Below are 16,618 nucleotides of genomic sequence, written 5' to 3'. Positions count from 1 at the left end.
GGGGTGGACGCGGGCCCCACGGGGGCTTCGATACCCGCGGGGGTATGACTTCGGACCCTAGGCGCCACCGTGGAGCCGCAGGAGGATGACGAGGACAACGAACAAGGGAGGCATGGCCCATGGCGCACCGCATCGTCATCCTCGGCGGAGGCACCGGTGGGACCTTGATGGCCAACCGGCTGCGCAAGCACTACGGCTCCGACGCCGAGATCACCGTGGTCGACCAGGACGACCGTCACGTGTACCAGCCCGGGTTGCTCTTCGTGCCCTTCGGCCTCGCCGACCCCGAGCACATCGTGCGGGGCCGCGAACGCCAGCTGCACAAGGGGATCGCCTTCCGTCTGGCGGCCGTCGACCGGGTGGACATCGACGAGCGCATCGTGACCCTCGAGGGCAACGAGACGCTGCCCTACGACCTGCTGGTGGTGGCCACCGGGGCTCGCCTGCTGCCCGAGGAGACCGAGGGCCTCACCGGGCCGGGGTGGAACGAGAAGGTCTTCACCTTCTACGACCTCGACGGGGCCACCGCCCTGCACCAGGCGCTCGAGGACTTCGACGGTGGCCGCATCGCGCTGAACGTCATCGACATGCCCATCAAGTGCCCGGTCGCCCCGTTGGAGTTCAGCTTCCTCGCCGACTGGTACTTCCAGGACCGCGGGATCCGAGACGCGGTCGAGCTCACCTACGTGACCCCCCTCGACGGCGCCTTCACCAAGCCCACCGCCTCGGCCGCACTCGGCGGGATGCTCGAGGAAAAGGGCGTCTCGCTGGTCACCGAGTTCAACACCGGTGAGGTCGACGGCCCCGGTGGCCGCATCGTTTCCTACGACGAGCGCGAGGTGCCCTTCGACCTCGCCGTCGTGATCCCCCTCCACGGCGGGGCCGAGTACGTCGAACGGTCACCCGGTCTCGGCGACGAGCTGGGCTTCGTGCCGACCGACGAGCGCACCCTGCAGTCCAAGGTCCGCCCCGAGATCTTCGCCATCGGCGACGCCACCAACGTCCCCGCCTCCAAGGCCGGGTCGGTCACCCACTTCGAGGGCGAGGTGCTGCTCGAGAACATCATCCGGTTCCTCGACGGCGACGAGCTCGACGCGTCCTACGACGGGCACGCCAACTGCTTCATCGAGACCGGGTTCCACAAGGCGATGCTCATCGACTTCAACTACGACACCGAGCCGTTGACCGGGCACTTCCCGTCATCGGTCGGCGTGCCGCTGTTGAAGGACTCCCGCCTCAACCACCTCGGCAAGCTCATGTTCCAGTGGTTCTACTGGCACGCCCTGCTGCCCGGTCGAGACATCCCGGGCATCGGCCCCGACATGCCCACCTCGGGCAAGGTCCTCGGCCCCCGCTGACCCCGCCGACCGCACGCACACCCCCGATCCCGCACCCACGAGGAGACACGCCATGGCCACCGTGACCATCGCCGGCCACACCATCGATCGCAACGACGAAGGGTTCTTCGAGGACCCCGACCAGTGGAACCAGGAGGTCGCCACCGAGGTGGCCAAGGAAGAGGGCATCGAGGAGCTGACCCCCAAGCACTGGCAGGTCATCGAGTTCATGCGCAAGGAGTACTTCGAGAAGGGCACCGGGCCGACGGTGCGCATGCTCGGCAAGACCTCCGGCGTCACCGTCAAGGAGCTCTACCAGCTCTTCCCCAAGGGGCCGGCCAAGGTGGCCGCCAAGGTCGCCGGCATCCCCAAGCCCCGCGGCTGCATCTGATCCGCGACCCCCGCCCGCCACACGACCACCACGAACTGGAGCCCCCATGTCCGACGCCATCGAGAAGGTCTCGATCATCATCTCCAAGGGATCCCTCGAGGGGATCTACCCGGGGTTGATCATGGCCAACGGCGCCCGCGCCGAAGGCATCGAGGCCAACCTCTTCTTCACCTTCTTCGGTCTCGACGCCATCCACAAGAAGAGGATGGAGCACATCAAGGTCGCCACCGTCGGCAACCCGGGGATGCACATGGCCACCCTGGTCGGTGGACTCCCGGGCATGTCGGCGATCGCCACCCACATGATGAACAAGAAGATGGAGGACTTCGACATCCCCTCCATCCCCGAGTTCATGGAGCTCATCAGCGACACCGGCGCCGGCATGTACGCCTGCCTGGCCTCGGTCGACCTGTTCGGCATGACCGAGAGCGACTTCATCGACGAGCTCGACGGCATCATCACCGTGGGCGACTTCTACGAGATCGCCGCCGGAGGCCAGATCCTCTTCACCTAGATGGCGCCCTCCTCGCAAGCTCGTCGGGACGCGGTGTGGGCGGGTCGCTGCGCTCCCGTCGCCCACCTGACGGCGCACGCCACCGGAACCCACTCGGACCCGAGTCCATGACGCCCTCCTCGCGAGCTCGTCGGGACGCGGTGTGGGCGGGTCGCTGCGCTCCCGTCGCCCACCTGACCGGGCACCGTCGGTGACCAACGCGGAAGGGCCCTCCCGTCGGGAGGGCCCTTCTGGTTCGTTGTCGCTCTTTGTCAGGCGCTTAGAACCCTCGAATCGGCTGGTGACAGCCGGAGGAGCGCCAGCGACGGAGGCTCAGCCCGGTCCCGCGTTTCGGCGAAGCCGGCGAGGGGAGGCTTGCCGACCCGAGCTGAGTGTCAGAGCCGCTCGACGATCATGGCCATGCCCTGGCCGCCGCCGACGCACATCGACTCCATGCCGATGGTCTTGCCGGAGTCCTCGAGGCCGTTGAGCAGGGTGGTCATGATGCGGGCACCGGTCATGCCGAAGGGGTGGCCCAGGGCGATGGCCCCGCCGTTGACGTTGAGCTTGTCCCAGCTGATGCCGAGCTGCTTGGCCGAGGGCACCACCTGCGCAGCGAAGGCCTCGTTGATCTCGACGAGGTCGATGTCGTCGATGGTCATGCCGGCGCGAGCCATGGCCTGACGGCAGGCCTCGATGGGTCCGAGGCCCATGATCTCGGGGTCGAGCGCGGAGACACCCGACGAGATGATGCGGGCGATCGGGGTGAGCCCCAGCTCGCGGGCCTTGGTGTCGCTCATCACGATCACGGCCGCGGCGCCGTCGTTGAGGGGGCAGGCGTTGCCGGCGGTGACGGTGCCGTCGGGGCGGAACACCGGCTTGAGCTCGGCGAGCTTCTCCTTGGTGGTGCCGGGGCGGATGCCGTCGTCCTTGGTGACGGTGACCGGGTTGCCGTCGGCGTCGACGGTCTCGATGGGGATGATCTCCCGCTCGAAGAAGCCCCGCTCCTGGGCGGCGGTGGCCCGCTGCTGGGACAGGGCGGCGAACTCGTCCTGGTCCTCACGGGCGACGTTCTCGTACTGGGCCACGTTCTCGGCGGTCTGGCCCATGGCGATGTAGTAGTCGGAGATGCCGTCGAAGGGCGTCCACGTGGGAGCGTCGCCCTCGGCGCGGGCCTTGGTGCGCTCCTCGGCCGACGCCATGCGCTCGTTGTGGGTGCCGGGGAGACCGTCGGACATGCCGCTCATGAACTGGCTCACCGTCTCGACGCCGGCGGCGACGAAGGCGTCGCCCTCGCCGGCTTTGATGGCGTGGGCGGCCATGCGGATGGTCTGCAGCGACGACGAGCAGTAGCGGTTGACGGTGACGCCGGGAACGTGGCCCATGCCGGCGAGGTCCGAGACGATGCGGGCCATGTTGTAGCCCTGCATGCCGGCCGGCTGGGCGCAGCCGAGCATGAGGTCGTCGATGGTGGAGGCGTCGAGGGCCGGCACCTTGTCGAGGGCGGCCCGCACGATGGTGGCGGCGAGGTCGTCGGGGCGCACCTTGGTGAGCGAGCCCTTGTTGGCCCGTCCGATGGCGCTGCGGGCGGTCGAGACGATGACGGCTTCGGGCATGTGGGGCTCCTGTCGTGGGTGAGGCTGGACGCGGGCCCGGTGACGGACGCCCCCCACTGGGCCCACAGCGTGGTCTTGTCTATCGCAGTGGCGGCCCGACGAGGTAACCGATCGGTAACTTGCCGAGCCGCGGCCGAGCCCTCCCGTTGCCGCACGCTGGGCTAGAACAGGACGACAGCCACCACCGGGGGAGACGCCGTCATGACCATGTCCATCCTGCGCTTCGACATGCGCGCGCCGGGCAAGAGCCGAGCCGAGATCCAGAAGATGTACGCCGCCGCCCTCGAGATGGCGGAGTTCGCCGACAGCAACGGCTTCGACATCTGTGTGCTCTCCGAGCACCACGGCAGCCCCGACAACTACATGTCGTCGCCGCTCGTCATGGCCGGCGCCATCGCCGCTCGCACCAAGAACGTGATGATCAGCATCCAGGCCCTGCTCGTGCCCGAGCACGACCCCGTGCGCCTGGCCGAGGACCTCGCCGCGGTCGACCACATCTCCGGTGGACGCATCACCTTCACCACCGGTCTGGGCTACCGGCCGATCGAGTACCACATGCTCAGCAAGGACTGGAAGCGGCGCGGCAAGCTCCTCGACGAGGCCCTCGACACCCTGCTCAAGGCGTGGACGGGCGAGCCCTTCGAGTACAAGGGCGACACCGTGCAGGTCACCCCTCCGCCCTTCACCGAGCCGCACCCCATGTTCTTCGTGGGGGGGTCGGGCAAGAAGGCGGTCGAGCGGGCCGCCCGCTTCGGCCTCAGCGCCCAGTTGGCGGTGCACGACGACGACCTGGCCGCTCACTACCAGGCCGAGTGCGAGCGCCTCGGCACCACGCCGGGCATGTGCCTGATGCCGGCGGAGAAGACCACCGGCTGCCTGTTCGTGAGCGAGGACCCCGAGCGCACCTGGGCCCAGGTGGGCCCGCACATGCTCCACGACGCCACCGTCTACAAGTCCTGGCAGACCCCCGACATCCGCTCGGCGGTCAGCACCGACGCCGACACCATCGACGACCTGCGCCAGGGCCACATCTACAAGGTGCTCACCCCCGACGAGACGGTGGACTTCGCCCGCGAACAGGGTCCCTTCGGCGGCCTGGTCCTCATGCCCATGGTCGGCGGCGCCGATCCGGCCGAGGGCTGGAGCAGCCTCGAGCTCTACGTCGAGAAGGTCCTGCCCCGGCTCAAGGACGACAGCTGATGGCGGTCGACCTCCGGCCGCTGCTGGAGCCGTCGACGACCGCGGTGGTGGCCTCCGAGTGCCAGAACGGCGTCCTCGGACCCGAGTCGGCGTTGCCCCAGCTGGCCGAGGCGGCCGCCGACACCGTCGTGCCCAACGGGGGCCGCCTCGTCCACGCCGCCCGCACTGCCGGCGTGCAGGTGATCCACGGCGTCTTCTGGCGCCGTGCCGACAACCGGGCGGCCAACACCAACGGCCGGTTGTTCGTGGCCATGAACACGTCCTCGCCGGCGATGGAGCCGGGCAGCGAGGCGGCGGCGCCCATCCCGGACTTCGGTCTCGCCCCCGACGACATGGTGCTCGGCCGCTACCACGGGCTCGATCCGATCGGCGGCACCGACCTCGACCCGGTGCTGCGCAACCTCGGCATCCGCACGGTCATCGTGGTCGGCGTGTCGGTCAACGTGGCCCTGCTCGGGCTCTCCATCGGGCTGGTCAACCACGGCTACCACGTGGTGGTCCCGCGCGACGCCGTCGCCGGGGTGCCCCGCGACTACGCCGAGGCCCTCCTCGACAACACCTTCCGCTTGATCAGCACCGTCACCACCACCGACGAGGTCCTCGCCGCCTGGCCGTAACTACTGCGCCCTCCTCGCGAGCTCGTCGGGACGCGGTGTGGGCGGGTCGCGCTCCCGGTGTCGGGTCCTCGGGGTCCCGGCAGGTCCTGTCCCGCACCAGAACCTGACGTGCTCGGTCGCTCGCAGCGGCGGCTTCGTCGAGCTCGGGCGTGGGTCGACGAACCCTTCGTCGAGTGCAGGCTGCGGTGGCCGAGCCGCACTCGCTCCCGTGCGCGCGTCAGAACCAGTGGTACGGGCCACCCCCCGGGACCCGCTCGGCCCCGACTTGCTGGCGCAGGCCGTCATCCAACTTGCAGCAGGCGGAGGAGCGCAGCGACGGAGCCTCAGTCAGCGCTCGCGTTTCGCCGAAGGCGGCGGAGGGAGGCTTGCCGACCGGAGCAAGTTGTTGCGACTCGCAACAGCCGAAGGAGCGCAGCGACGGAGGCTCGGACCGGCCACGCGTTTCGGCGAAGCCGGCGGAGGGAGGCTTGCCGACCGGAGCAAAGTGTCGGCGGCCCTAGCCTGGCCGGGTGTCCGATCCTGCGTTGCAGCCCACCCGTACGGTGGTGGGGCCGCGCGCCATGGGGCGTCGGGGCCAGCGCACCCGACAGCGGCTCCTCGACCGCACGGCTGACCTGTTGGGCTCGTCCACCTACCGCGAGGTCCGGGTCGTCGACATCGCCCGCGCCGCCCAGATGTCGCCGGCGGCCTTCTACCAGTACTTCGGCGACGTCGAGGAAGCCGTGCTCGCCCTCGCCGAGGAGATGGTCGAGACCTGTGGGCCCGAGCTGGCCTCCCTCGTCCGCGACCGCCCGTGGGGCGGCCCGTCCGCCTGGTCGAGCGCCATGGGGGTGGCCGATGGGTTCCTCGATGTCTGGGATCGACACCGGGCGGTGCTGCGGGTCGTCGACCTGGCCACCGACGAGGGGGACCAGCGGTTCCGGGCCCTGCGCACCCGGTTCCTGAGCCAACCCTCCGAAGCGCTCGTCGACATCCTCACCGAGCGACGAGCCGCGGGGTCGCCGGTCGGCCTCGACGCCCGCGCCGAGGCCGGCGTGGCCATCTCGATGCTGGCCCACGTGGCGGCCCACCACGAGGGCCTCGAGCAGTGGGGCGCCCCGGCGACCGACCTCCGCCAGGCCATGGCCCGCCTGCTCTTCGTCACCGTCACCGGTGACCTGCCCCCCACGAGCTCTCAGTCGTCGTCGGCGGGGTAGTCGTGCCGGGCCCGATCCGCGATCGAGCCGCGCCGCAACATGCCCCACAGCAACACCGCCAGGACGGCCACGACCGCGGCGACGACGGCCGGCCACGAGACCGCGAGGAGCACGACGGCGAGGTCGGAGCTGAGCACGAACCGCACTGTAGTGAGCACCACCGCACGGCCCGTCGTCGACCGGACCCGGGGTCCGGGACCCGCGGTCGTCGCACCCGGGCGCCGGGGTGGCGCTCGACTCCGGCGGGTTCGCGGCGGGCAGACGGGTGGAACGGGGCGGGCCGGGGTGGCGGTGGGGGCGTCGGTAGGGTGGCCGGGCTCGTCGTCGCGCCCTGCTGTCGATCTCCTGCGAGAGGAAGCCCGCACCATGAAGTTCACCCTCGGCCTGCCGGTCCACAACGTCGATCCGGTGGAGGAGTGGTGCAGCGCCGAGGCCATCACCGTCATGGCCCGGGCGGCCGAGGACGCCGGCGTCGACGCCGTCAACGTCACCGACCACCCGATCCCCGACGCCAAGTGGCTCAGCCGCGGCGGGCACCACACGCTCGACCCGTTCGTGGCGCTCACCGTGGCCGCCACGGCCACCACCCGGGTGCGGTTGCAGACCAACCTGGTGATCGTCGCCTACCGCAACCCGTTCCTCACCGCCAAGGCGGTGGCCACCCTCGACACCGTGTCGGGCGGGCGGGTGGTCGTGGGCACCGGCGCCGGCTACCTGCGTTCGGAGTTCGCGGCGTTGGGTGTCGACTTCGACGAGCGCAACCTGCTCACCGACGAGGCCATCGACGCCATGAAGGCCGCCTGGAAGGGCGAGCCGTTCGATTTCGAGGGCACGCACTTCGTCGCGGAGAACGCCCTGGCCCTCCCACGCCCGGTGCAGCGCCCCAACCCGCCGATCTGGATCGGCGGCAACTCCAACCTGGCCATCCGGCGATCGGTCGAGCGGGCCGACGGCTGGCTGCCCATGCCGAGCCCCGCCGGGGCCACGCGCCTGTTGCGCACGCCGCCGCTCGAGACCCTCGACGACCTCCGCGACCGCATCGCCTACCTGCGGGGCCACGTCGAGAAGGTGGGCCGCACCGACCCCCTCGACATCGTGTTCATGCCCATCGGGCTCGACGGGTTCCGCGAGGAGCTGCCCGAGGCCGGCCCGCTGGTCGAGCAGGTGCACGCCCAGGCCGAGCTCGGGGTGACCGCTCTGTCGATCACCCTTCCGTCGCCGAGCCGGGCGGCCTGGCTGGAGAACGTGGAGTGGTTCCGCCGCGAGGTGGTGGCCCACGCCTGAGCCGGGGGTGCGGGCTCAGCCGTCGGTGTCGGGGTTCGTCTCGACGCGGGGGTCGTGGGCGGCCCGCGGGCGCGGCTCGTGGCCCGGGCGGCCGCGGGAGCGCCGTCGTTCCTTGAGCTCGCTCTCGAAGACGTGGCGTTGCCCATCCATGTGGTCGCGCTCGAGGCGATCGAGCTCGGCCTGGACCGGGTGGAAGTAGAGCTCGTCGAACTCCTCGACGATCTGGAAGGTCCAGCGGCCGTCGAGCACGTTGCGACCGATGACCTCCTCGCGGACCCGCCCGGCCTCCTCGACGAGCCCGGCCTGCTCGAGACCGTCGGCGACCTCGTCGAAGAGCAGATCGGCGTGGCCGATCAGCTGATGAGCCGAGTACAGGTGTCCGCGGGCGCGGATCAGGTACTCCACGGCCTCGGAGAACTTCCCGACCGCCTCCACCGCCTCGTCCGATGCTCCCTCCGGTCGTTGCTTCACCTGGCCTCCTTTGCTCGACGCAGTGAGGATGGTCCAGCCGGGCGGCCCGCGCTCGATCGGGCGGCCTCCTCCCGGGTGGTCGGTAGGCTCCCCTCATGGTGGGCGACGATGCCGAGACGGGCGACGACGCGGCGATCGTCGACGGCGAGGCGGGCCTCGATCGCGCCGTGGCGGTGCTGCGGGACGGGGGGTTGGTGGCCTTCCCCACCGAGACCGTGTACGGCCTGGGGGCCGACGCGGCCGCCCCGGACGCCGTGGCCTCGATCTTCACGGCCAAGGGGCGACCGCCGACCCACCCCCTGATCGTGCACCTGGGCGATCTCGAAGCCCTCGACCAGTGGGCCGAGCGGGTTCCTCCCGAGGCCCACCTGCTGGCCGACGCGTTCTGGCCCGGCCCCCTCACGATGTTGCTGTGGCGGGCACCGGACGTCCCCGACGTGGTCACCGGTGGGCGGCCCACGGTCGGCGTGCGCGTGCCGGACCACCCCGTGGCCCGCGCCCTGCTGACCCGCTTCGGTGGCGGGGTGGCCGCGCCCTCCGCCAACCGGTTCGGCCGCGTCAGCCCCACGACCGCGGCGCACGTGCTCAGCGAGCTGCGAGGCCACGTCGACCTGATCCTCGACGGCGGCCCCTGCGAGGTGGGGGTGGAGTCCACGATCGTCGACCTGACCGGCGCCGAGGCCGTGGTGCTGCGTCCCGGCGGTGTCAGCACCGAGCGCCTCGCCGAGGTCCTCGGTCGCGAGCCGGCCGCCGCGACCGACGCCCCTCGCGGGTCCGTCGGGGCTCGTGCCCCGGGGATGCTGGCCGCCCACTACGCCCCCCGGGCCCGGGTGGAGGTGCTCGACGAAGACGCCGCCGCCGCCCGGATCGCCACCCTCCTCGCCGCCACCGATCCGGCCACCGGGCACGGTCCCGCCGTGGGGCTGTTGGCGCCGGGGGCCATCGACGGCGTGGCCACCGACGCGGTGGTCCTCGAACCGGTCGGGCCACCACCCGACTACGCCCGGCTGCTCTACGCCCGCCTCCGTCAGGCCGACCGGCTCGGTCTCGACGTGGTGGTGTGCGTGCCCCCGCCGGCGGCCGGCATCGGGGTGGCGGTGCGCGACCGCCTCCGCCGCGCCGCCCAGAGCTCGGTCAGCTGACCTGCACCGTGCGGGTGTGCCACCCGGTGGCGCCGTCGGGCGCCACCCGCGAGCGCTCCTCGGTCTGCGTCTCGCCCTCGCCGTCGGTGGCTCGTACGCGCAGCCGGTGCTCGCCCGGGGTGGCGTCCCAGTCGATGGCCCACTGGCGCCACACGTCGCTGTTGGCGCCGTCGCTCAGACGGGCCTCCTGCCAAGGACCGTCGTCGACCTGGACCTCGACCTGGCTGATGCCCCGGGTGGGGGCCCAAGCCACGCCGGCGACGGCGACGGGTCCGGCCACCAGGCCCGCTCCGGTGCGCGGCACGTCGATGCGTGACTGGGTCTTGACCGGGGCCTCCTTGGCCCAGCCCCGTGGGATCCAGTAGGCGTCGAAGTCGTCCCAGCCGGTGAGCTCGAGGCGGGACAGCCACTTGGTGGCCGACACGTAGCCGTAGAGGCCGGCGACCACCAGGCGGGCCGGGAAGCCGTGGCGCACGGGCAGGGGCTCGCCGTTCATGCCGACCGCGACCATGGCCACCCGCCCGTCGAGTGCGGTCTCGGTGGGGAAGCCGACGGTGAAGCCGTCGACGGAACGCCCCACCAGCTGGGCGGCGTCGTCGGGCACCTCGCCGGCCCGCAGCCCCGCCCGCTCGAGCACCGCGGTGAGGGGGACGCCCTGCCACACGGCGGTGCCGACCAGGTCGCCGCCCACCTCGTTGGAGACGCAGGCGATGGTCACCGGCGCCTCGACCATGGGCATGTCGAGGAGCTCGTCGAACGTGAGCGAGTAGGGCTCGGGTGTGGCCCCGGCGACCTCCAGGGACCAACCGTCGACGCCGACCTGCGGGAGCACCAGGGCGGTGTCGATGCGGTAGAAGTCGGCGGTGGGGGTGATCAGCGGGCTGACGCCGTCGACGGTGAGGCCCGGGCCGGGGACCGCGGCGCCGGAGGGGGCGGGAGGCAGCACGATCTCGGCGCGGGCCGCCTCCGCCGAGGTGCGACCGGCCAGGGACCGTCCGCCCAGGGCGGCGACCCCGGCGAAGGCGGTGGCGGCACCCGTCCAGGCCAGGAAGGCCCGCCGATCGCCGCGTCCGGTGCCGGGGACGTCGAGGTCGTCGGTGCGCAGACCCGGCATGGGCTCGGCCGCTCGTGGGCCGGTCGCCCCGCGCGAGACGGCGGTTGCGGTGGCGGTGGCTGCCACCGGGCGGCGGGTGGCCACCGGCAGCGGTCCTCCGGTGCGGGCCACGCCGAGCAGGGCCCACAGGGTGAGCGAGCCCGATGCCCAGGCCAGGACGGCCGCGGTGACGGCACCGGCGTCGGACGAGAGCGGGTCGGCGACGCCGGCGGCCGCGCCGGCGACGGCCGCGGCGCCGAGGGCCGCCGGTCCCGCCCACGCACGGCGCTGGGAGGCGGCGCCCACCAGAGCCCCGAGACCGAGGCACACGACGACGATGCTGGTCAACAGCACGGCCTTGTCGGCCGTGCCGAAGACCTCGATGGCCCACTTGACCACGCCGCCGGGGGAGCGGTCGACGACCTGGTCGCCCACCGAGGCCACCAGCGAGCGGGTGCTCGCCGACAGCCCGGTGACCAGCTCGGCCACGCCGAGCGCCACGGCCGCCGCGATCAGGCCGGCCAGGGAGGCGGGCCAGCGAGGGGCGGAGGCGTCGGTGGGCATCGTGCTCCAGTGTCGTCGCTCGTGGGGTGTCGGCGACGTCGGCACCCATCGAGTGAACGGAGCCGAGGGCCATGCTGGATGACATCGACGGATCGGGCGTGGGAAAGGAGCGTCCCGGCGCGGGTGAACACCGTGTGACGACTGTCCGCAGTGGTAGCCTACCGACCAGTAGGTAGGGTAGGGTCATCGTGTCTACCGACCAGTAGGTAGGCGCCAGTAGGTACGCACTGGTCCGAACGACCTTCCCCCCAGTCAGCGAGGCCCCGTGGACACCAGCACCACCCCCGTCGTGGAGGATCCTGCGGTCGGCACCACCGTGCTCCCCAAGGTCACCGCACCGTTCGAACGCTCCGCCGAGGAGCGCGTCAACTGGCGGGCCTCGATCCCGTTCCTGATGGTGCACGTCATCGCCGTCGCGGGCACGCTGGCCTTCGGCATCACCCTGAAGGCCCTGGTGCTGTTCGTGGTGCTGGTGTGGGGGCGCACCTTCTTCATCACCGCCGGCTACCACCGCTACTTCGCCCACCGGGCCTACAAGACCAATCGGGCCTTCCAGCTCTTCCTGGCCGTCGGCGGGGCCATGTGCGTCCAGAAGGGCCCCCTGTGGTGGGCCGGTCACCACCGCAACCACCACCGCTACAGCGACACCGAGGTCGACATCCACTCACCGCTGCGGGGGTTCTGGTGGAGCCACGTGGGCTGGATCCTGTGCGACAAGTACAAGGACACGCCCACCGACAAGATCCGCGACTTCGCCAAGTACCCCGAGATCCGCTTCGTCGAGCGCCACGACGGCATGTTCCCCTGGGTGCTGGGCGTGGCCAGCTTCCTCATCGCCGGGTGGTCGGGGCTGTTCTTCGGCTTCTTCCTCGGCACCGTGGTGCTGTGGCACAACACGTTCCTGGTCAACAGCCTGGCCCACGTGATGGGTCGGCGTCGCTACGTCACCGACGACACCAGCCGCAACTCGCTGCTCATCGCCGTCACCACCCTCGGTGAGGGCTGGCACAACAACCACCACTACTACCAGTCGTCGGCCCGCAACGGCTTCTTCTGGTGGGAGCTCGACGTCACCTGGTACATCCTCAAGGCCCTCAGCTGGGTCGGCATCGTGAAAGACCTCAAGGTGCCCACCCAGGAGATCCTCCAGTCGAACCGCATCGCCGACGGCAACTTCGACGTGGGCATGTACAAGGCGCACTGGGCCAAGGCCCAGGCCTACGTGGCCCACGCGCGGGTCGACGACCGCATCGCCGCCCTGTCGGCCACCGCTGACGACGCAGGGGAGGGGCTGGCCGCCGACCGCGACGCCCTCGACCTGGCCATCGAGACCCAGAAGGTGGCCATCGACGAGCTGTTGCACCGCACGATCGAGCCCGCCGAGGAGCTGGCTCGCGTCGCCAAGCGCAGCCAGAAGCAGTTCCCGGTCATCGACCGCTGAGGCGACGGGCGGGCCACCGCCCGCCCGTCGGGCCGGTCAGGCCCTCGGGTCCCAGCGCGGAACCCCACCCGGCGGCCCCGGCCCGCTCGGACCGAGGCCGCTCGGAAGAGTGGACCGGTCGCTCAGCTCCCGTACTGGGAGCGGAACTTGTCGAGGCGGTGGCGGGCGTTGACCAGCCGCACCGTGCCCGACTTGGAGCGCATCACCAGCGACTGCGTGGTGGCACTGCTGGCGTCGAGGTGCACGCCCCTGAGGAGGTCGCCGTCGGTGATGCCGGTGGCGGCGAAGAAGCAGTTGTCACCGGCGACCAGGTCGTCGGTGCCGAGGACCCGGTCGACGTCGTAGCCGGCGTCGAGTGCGGCCTGGCGCTCGGCGTCGTCGCGTGGCCAGAGGCGGGCCTGGATCTCGCCGCCCATGCTCTTGAGGGCGGCGGCGGTGATGACGCCCTCGGGGGTGCCGCCCACTCCGAAGAGGATGTCGGCGCCGGAGTCGGGCCACGCAGTCGAGATGGCCCCGGCCACGTCGCCGTCGGGGATGAGCCGAACGCGGGCCCCGGCCTGGCGGACCTCGGCGATCAGGTCGTCGTGGCGGGGACGCTCGAGGATGACCGCGGTGACCTCGGTGACGGCTACCCGCTTGGCCTGGGCCACGGCGCGAAGGTTGTCGGTCGGCGAGGCGGCGATGTCGATGGCTCCGACCAGCTCGGGGCCGACGGCGACCTTGTCCATGTAGACGCAGGGGCCCGGGTCGAACATGGTGCCGCGCTCGGACAGGGCGATGACCGAGATGGCGTTGCCCCGCCCCTTGGCGGTGAGGGTCGTCCCCTCCACCGGGTCGACGGCGATGTCGACCTCGGGCGGGGAGCCGTCGCCGATGCGCTCGCCGTTGTAGAGCATCGGCGCCTCGTCCTTCTCCCCCTCGCCGATGACCACGATGCCGTCCATGGCGACGGTGCCGAGCACCAGGCGCATGGCGTCGACCGCCGCGCCGTCCGCGCCCTCCTTGTCGCCCCGACCCATCCACCGGCTGGCGGCCATGGCGGCTGCCTCGGTGACACGCACGAGGTCGAGCGCGAGGTTGCGATCCGGCTGGGAGTCGTTGGTCTCTGCCATGGGCCGAGACTACTTGGGTGCGCCGAACGGGCCGGCCCCGGCGGCCGCCCGTTGCCCGACGTCCGGGTCCGAGGGGCCATACTGCAACGGTGGCCGACCACCTCCGTGACGGAACCGACGACACCGAAGGCGCAGCGGCCGGCATCGCCTCCGACGACGATGCCGCCGAGGCCCGCACCGAGTTCCCTCTCGACGACTGGTCCGTCGAGGATCGTGCCCTCCTCGACCGTCTCCTGACCGGTGAGGACATCCCCCACGCCTGGCAGGGCGCCACCGTGGTGGTGCCCCGAGGTTCCCAGTACGTCGTCGACGAGCTCATCGACCAGGTCGAGATGGCCGCCACGCCGGGGACGATGGCCGAGCCGGCGGTCCACGACGCCCTCGGCTCCGGCGGCGAAGCCGAAGGGGAGGCCGGCGGCGACCCTGACGGCGACGAGTGGGACGACGCGGAGGGATGGGACGACGACGTCGACGCCCAGGAGGTCTTGGGTGAGGCGTTCCTGGCCGCCGACCGGCTGAACCGTCGGGCTTCGGATCCGGAAGGGGTGCTGGCCCTCGTCGAGGTGCACGGGACCATGCAGTCCATGGGGCTCCCCTTCGGCTTCGAGCCCGCTGTCTGGGACGACCTGGTGTCCGCCGTGGCCAGGATCGCGGCGGTGCTCACCCAGGAGGTCGAGCCGGGCCCGGGCGGCGGGGAGCACGTCGAGGCGCTGGCCGAAGACCTGCGGGCCCGGCTGAGGCCGCTCGTCTAGGCGCCGATACCCTCGGCGCTGTGGTGGTGTTGGCCGAGCTCGAGATCTTCTGCTCTCGCCCCCACGCGCCCACCCGGCGGGTCGCCCTCGGAGAGATCGACCTCCCGTGCGAGCCGGCCCCGGGCTTCGGTGGGGTGCTGCTGGCCGGCATCGTGGCCGAGCACGTGGGGGCCATCGACCCCGACCACCTGCCCGACCTGGCCCGGCTGACCCGCGAGCTCGAGGACGGTCGCCGCATCCCCCAGCCGCGACTTCGCCATCGACTCCAGGTCGACACGGTCGGGCTCAACGCGGTGAGCCACCGCCTCCACGGTGACGGCGAGCGGCTCTGGTTCCAGTTCGGCGACGGCGGCGCCCCCGAACAGCAGGTCCTCGGGGCCGTGTACGCCGCCGGCCGGCTCGAGCCCGGCGCGCGCCACTCGGTCATGTCCTCGCTGCGACGCGCCACCCGGTGGGTGGGGCCCGTGGGCACCGACTTCATCGGCGTCGTCGCCGGCGGAGCTCGGGGGACCTCGTTCGACCACATGGCGCTCGAGAACCCGACGGCCTGGGCCATGACCGTCATGGGCTTCGGTGGGGGAGGGGCGACCACCCTGGTCGCGCCGCCGCCACGCGACGTGGTGCGCCGCTATCGCGAGCTGCTGCGCGAGGCTCATCCCGACCACGGCGCAGCCGACGAGGGCGCGGCCCAGCGCATCGCCGACCTGGCCGAGGCCCGCCGCATCCTCACCGGCGGCTAGCTGAGCTGGCCGCCGTGGGCGCGGTCGCGAGCCTCGCCGGCCGCGTCCGTTCCCCGCCGCAGGGTTCCCCTGGGAGCGGTCGTCGGGTGTCCGGGGGCGGGGCCGGGCGGCGGCGCCGTCAGGCCAGGCCCAGCTCCCGGGCCCACGCCAGGTTCTTGCGAGCCGACGCCACGTGGGCGCCGTGCACGACGTGGCCCTCGCCGTCGTTGGGATCGCCGTAGGTGATGGGACCGGCGTCGGGGTCGGCGGCGGCCTCGGTGGCCAGCCGGTCGAGGTCGGCCCAGTAGCGGACCTCGTCGGCGGTGGGGGAGAAGACCTCGTGGACCACGTCGACGTGCTCGGCGGTGTTGAGCATCATCCCGAAGTAACCGAGGTCGCGCAGCTCGGTCGCGAAGCGCCGCAGTCCGTCGAGGTCGTCGTTGGTGCCGCCCCACATGCCGCTGATCGGGTACTTGATGCCGGCCGCCCGGCAGTCGATCAGCACCTTGGAGCGGATGAAGAGCGTCTCGGTGCCCTCGGCGGTCCACCGGTAGCCGACGCTCTGGTGGATGTCGCCGAAGCGGGAGATGGCGCCGCCCATGTAGGCCACGCGAGGCGACGCGTCGGCGATGTCGTAGGCGTTGCGCAGGGCGGCGGCCGTCTCGAGGATGGGGTACAGGGCGACCGTGCCCACGGCCACGTCGTTCTCGACCTCCGCGGCGGTCACGATGGCGTCGGCGGCGACCACGTCGCGACCGTCCTCGAGCTTCGGGGTGAGCACGCCGGTGAGCGCCCCGCACAGCACCGGGTGCAGGTCGCGGTACATGAGACCCGTGCGCGGGGAGCGCACCCGCACGAAGTAGCTGGGGTGGTCGCCGTCGTCGGGCAGCGAGCGCAGGAACTCGCCCACCATCCGACCGGCGTCGCGACGCTGCTCGTCGGAGAAGGGCTCGCGCGGTTCCTCGAGGTCGACGACGACCGCATCGGCGCCACTGGATCGGCTCGTGTCGAGCGCACCGGCGTCGTCGCCCGGTACGAACACCAGGCTGCGGATCGGTCGTACGTCGTCCTTGTGCATCGAGCCCCCTGCGTGTCGGCTGCGTCGGCGGTGGTGGCCGCCCCGGCTGGTTCCCGAGCACCCTAACGGCCGGTAGGTTGGTCGCTCTTCACGGTCCGATCGAGGGGGAACT

Annotated in this window: 17 protein-coding genes; 11 read left to right on the top strand and 6 right to left on the bottom strand. The window is 71.7% G+C overall.

What is annotated here, in order from left to right; all coding sequences use genetic code 11:
• Window positions 1-119: 119 nt before the first annotated feature.
• The 3 genes from sqr to LUW87_RS07915 are packed head-to-tail and all read left to right on the top strand — an operon-like array spanning window position 120 to window position 2,242.
• Entirely contained in the window at window positions 120-1,358 is a 1,239-nt protein-coding gene (gene sqr / locus LUW87_RS07925; protein ID WP_232670596.1) for a type III sulfide quinone reductase, selenoprotein subtype, read from the top strand.
• A 52-nt stretch (window positions 1,359-1,410) separates the two neighbouring features.
• Entirely contained in the window at window positions 1,411-1,728 is a 318-nt protein-coding gene (locus tag LUW87_RS07920; protein ID WP_232670595.1) for a TusE/DsrC/DsvC family sulfur relay protein, read from the top strand.
• Window positions 1,729-1,774: 46 nt separating this feature from the next.
• Window positions 1,775-2,242, top strand: coding sequence for a DsrE/DsrF/DrsH-like family protein (locus tag LUW87_RS07915; protein ID WP_232670594.1), 468 nt, complete (start codon window positions 1,775-1,777; stop codon window positions 2,240-2,242).
• A 374-nt stretch (window positions 2,243-2,616) separates the two neighbouring features.
• Here LUW87_RS07915 and LUW87_RS07910 read toward each other — a convergent pair whose 3' ends face one another.
• Window positions 2,617-3,837: an acetyl-CoA C-acetyltransferase gene (locus tag LUW87_RS07910; protein WP_232670593.1), complete on the bottom strand. Its 1,221-nt coding sequence runs from the start codon at window positions 3,835-3,837 to the stop codon at window positions 2,617-2,619.
• 201 nt (window positions 3,838-4,038) lie between these two features.
• Here LUW87_RS07910 and LUW87_RS07905 point away from each other — a divergent pair, with 201 nt between their 5' ends.
• From LUW87_RS07905 to LUW87_RS07895, 3 genes are all read left to right on the top strand, one after another.
• Window positions 4,039-5,037 carry an LLM class flavin-dependent oxidoreductase gene (locus LUW87_RS07905; RefSeq protein ID WP_232670592.1) on the top strand — a complete coding sequence of 333 codons (999 nt, stop codon included), beginning with the start codon at window positions 4,039-4,041 and terminating at the stop codon, window positions 5,035-5,037.
• A complete protein-coding gene (locus LUW87_RS07900) occupies window positions 5,037-5,654 on the top strand; it encodes an isochorismatase family protein (RefSeq protein WP_232670591.1) in 618 nt (205 codons plus the stop codon). Before LUW87_RS07905 ends, LUW87_RS07900 begins: the two co-directional genes overlap by 1 nt.
• Before the next feature lie 509 nt (window positions 5,655-6,163).
• Window positions 6,164-6,850, top strand: a complete 687-nt coding sequence (locus tag LUW87_RS07895) for a TetR/AcrR family transcriptional regulator (RefSeq protein ID WP_232670590.1) — start codon at window positions 6,164-6,166, stop codon at window positions 6,848-6,850.
• Here LUW87_RS07895 and LUW87_RS07890 read toward each other — a convergent pair.
• Window positions 6,829-6,987 carry a hypothetical protein gene (locus tag LUW87_RS07890; RefSeq protein WP_232670589.1) on the bottom strand — a complete coding sequence of 53 codons (159 nt, stop codon included), beginning with the start codon at window positions 6,985-6,987 and terminating at the stop codon, window positions 6,829-6,831. The genes LUW87_RS07895 and LUW87_RS07890 overlap by 22 nt on opposite strands.
• Window positions 6,988-7,216: 229 nt before the next feature.
• On the opposite strand from LUW87_RS07890, the gene LUW87_RS07885 reads away from it, so the two are divergent.
• On the top strand, window positions 7,217-8,134 hold the full coding sequence (locus LUW87_RS07885) for a TIGR03619 family F420-dependent LLM class oxidoreductase (protein WP_232670588.1): 918 nt from the start codon (window positions 7,217-7,219) through the stop codon (window positions 8,132-8,134).
• Window positions 8,135-8,149: 15 nt separating this feature from the next.
• Here LUW87_RS07885 and LUW87_RS07880 read toward each other — a convergent pair whose 3' ends face one another.
• Window positions 8,150-8,605: a hypothetical protein gene (locus tag LUW87_RS07880; RefSeq protein ID WP_232670587.1), complete on the bottom strand. Its 456-nt coding sequence runs from the start codon at window positions 8,603-8,605 to the stop codon at window positions 8,150-8,152.
• Between the two features lie 95 nt (window positions 8,606-8,700).
• Between LUW87_RS07880 and LUW87_RS07875 the strand changes: the two genes are divergently transcribed.
• Entirely contained in the window at window positions 8,701-9,747 is a 1,047-nt protein-coding gene (locus tag LUW87_RS07875; RefSeq protein WP_232670586.1) for an L-threonylcarbamoyladenylate synthase, read from the top strand.
• Here LUW87_RS07875 and LUW87_RS07870 read toward each other — a convergent pair.
• Window positions 9,740-11,404, bottom strand: a complete 1,665-nt coding sequence (locus LUW87_RS07870; RefSeq protein WP_232670585.1) for a molybdopterin-dependent oxidoreductase — start codon at window positions 11,402-11,404, stop codon at window positions 9,740-9,742. The two genes, LUW87_RS07875 and LUW87_RS07870, sit on opposite strands and share 8 nt — an antisense overlap.
• A 265-nt stretch (window positions 11,405-11,669) precedes the next feature.
• Between LUW87_RS07870 and LUW87_RS07865 the strand changes: the two genes are divergently transcribed.
• A complete protein-coding gene (locus LUW87_RS07865) occupies window positions 11,670-12,845 on the top strand; it encodes an acyl-CoA desaturase (protein WP_232670584.1) in 1,176 nt (391 codons plus the stop codon).
• Window positions 12,846-12,967: 122 nt separating this feature from the next.
• On the opposite strand, the gene glpX is transcribed toward LUW87_RS07865, so the two are convergent.
• The gene (gene glpX / locus LUW87_RS07860; protein WP_232670583.1) at window positions 12,968-13,957 is read right to left on the bottom strand and encodes a class II fructose-bisphosphatase; all 990 of its coding nucleotides are present in this window, start codon (window positions 13,955-13,957) and stop codon (window positions 12,968-12,970) included.
• An 89-nt stretch (window positions 13,958-14,046) separates the two neighbouring features.
• On the opposite strand from glpX, the gene LUW87_RS07855 reads away from it, so the two are divergent.
• A complete protein-coding gene (locus LUW87_RS07855) occupies window positions 14,047-14,709 on the top strand; it encodes a hypothetical protein (protein WP_232670582.1) in 663 nt (220 codons plus the stop codon).
• 20 nt (window positions 14,710-14,729) lie between these two features.
• On the top strand, window positions 14,730-15,449 hold the full coding sequence (locus LUW87_RS07850; protein WP_232670581.1) for a J domain-containing protein: 720 nt from the start codon (window positions 14,730-14,732) through the stop codon (window positions 15,447-15,449).
• Between the two features lie 118 nt (window positions 15,450-15,567).
• Here LUW87_RS07850 and LUW87_RS07845 read toward each other — a convergent pair whose 3' ends face one another.
• Entirely contained in the window at window positions 15,568-16,506 is a 939-nt protein-coding gene (locus LUW87_RS07845; RefSeq protein WP_232670580.1) for an HpcH/HpaI aldolase/citrate lyase family protein, read from the bottom strand.
• Between the last annotated feature and the right edge of the window lie 112 nt (window positions 16,507-16,618).

Source organism: Rhabdothermincola salaria (assembly GCF_021246445.1).
Lineage (GTDB): Bacteria > Actinomycetota > Acidimicrobiia > Acidimicrobiales > Acidimicrobilacustridaceae > Rhabdothermincola_A > Rhabdothermincola_A salaria.
Note: the sequence above shows the minus strand (reverse complement) of the source record. Positions and strands in the feature narration are given on the sequence as shown.

Excerpts from the sequence above, each read along its gene's own strand:
- sqr (WP_232670596.1), top strand. The coding sequence starts at position 120 with ATGGCGCACCGCATCGTCATCCTCGGCGGAGGCACCGGTGGGACCTTG.
- LUW87_RS07920 (WP_232670595.1), top strand. The coding sequence starts at position 1,411 with ATGGCCACCGTGACCATCGCCGGCCACACCATCGATCGCAACGACGAA.
- LUW87_RS07915 (WP_232670594.1), top strand. The coding sequence starts at position 1,775 with ATGTCCGACGCCATCGAGAAGGTCTCGATCATCATCTCCAAGGGATCC.
- LUW87_RS07910 (WP_232670593.1), bottom strand. The coding sequence starts at position 3,837 with ATGCCCGAAGCCGTCATCGTCTCGACCGCCCGCAGCGCCATCGGACGG.
- LUW87_RS07905 (WP_232670592.1), top strand. The coding sequence starts at position 4,039 with ATGACCATGTCCATCCTGCGCTTCGACATGCGCGCGCCGGGCAAGAGC.
- LUW87_RS07900 (WP_232670591.1), top strand. The coding sequence starts at position 5,037 with ATGGCGGTCGACCTCCGGCCGCTGCTGGAGCCGTCGACGACCGCGGTG.
- LUW87_RS07885 (WP_232670588.1), top strand. The coding sequence starts at position 7,217 with ATGAAGTTCACCCTCGGCCTGCCGGTCCACAACGTCGATCCGGTGGAG.
- LUW87_RS07875 (WP_232670586.1), top strand. The coding sequence starts at position 8,701 with ATGGTGGGCGACGATGCCGAGACGGGCGACGACGCGGCGATCGTCGAC.
- LUW87_RS07870 (WP_232670585.1), bottom strand. The coding sequence starts at position 11,404 with ATGCCCACCGACGCCTCCGCCCCTCGCTGGCCCGCCTCCCTGGCCGGC.
- glpX (WP_232670583.1), bottom strand. The coding sequence starts at position 13,957 with ATGGCAGAGACCAACGACTCCCAGCCGGATCGCAACCTCGCGCTCGAC.
- LUW87_RS07845 (WP_232670580.1), bottom strand. The coding sequence starts at position 16,506 with ATGCACAAGGACGACGTACGACCGATCCGCAGCCTGGTGTTCGTACCG.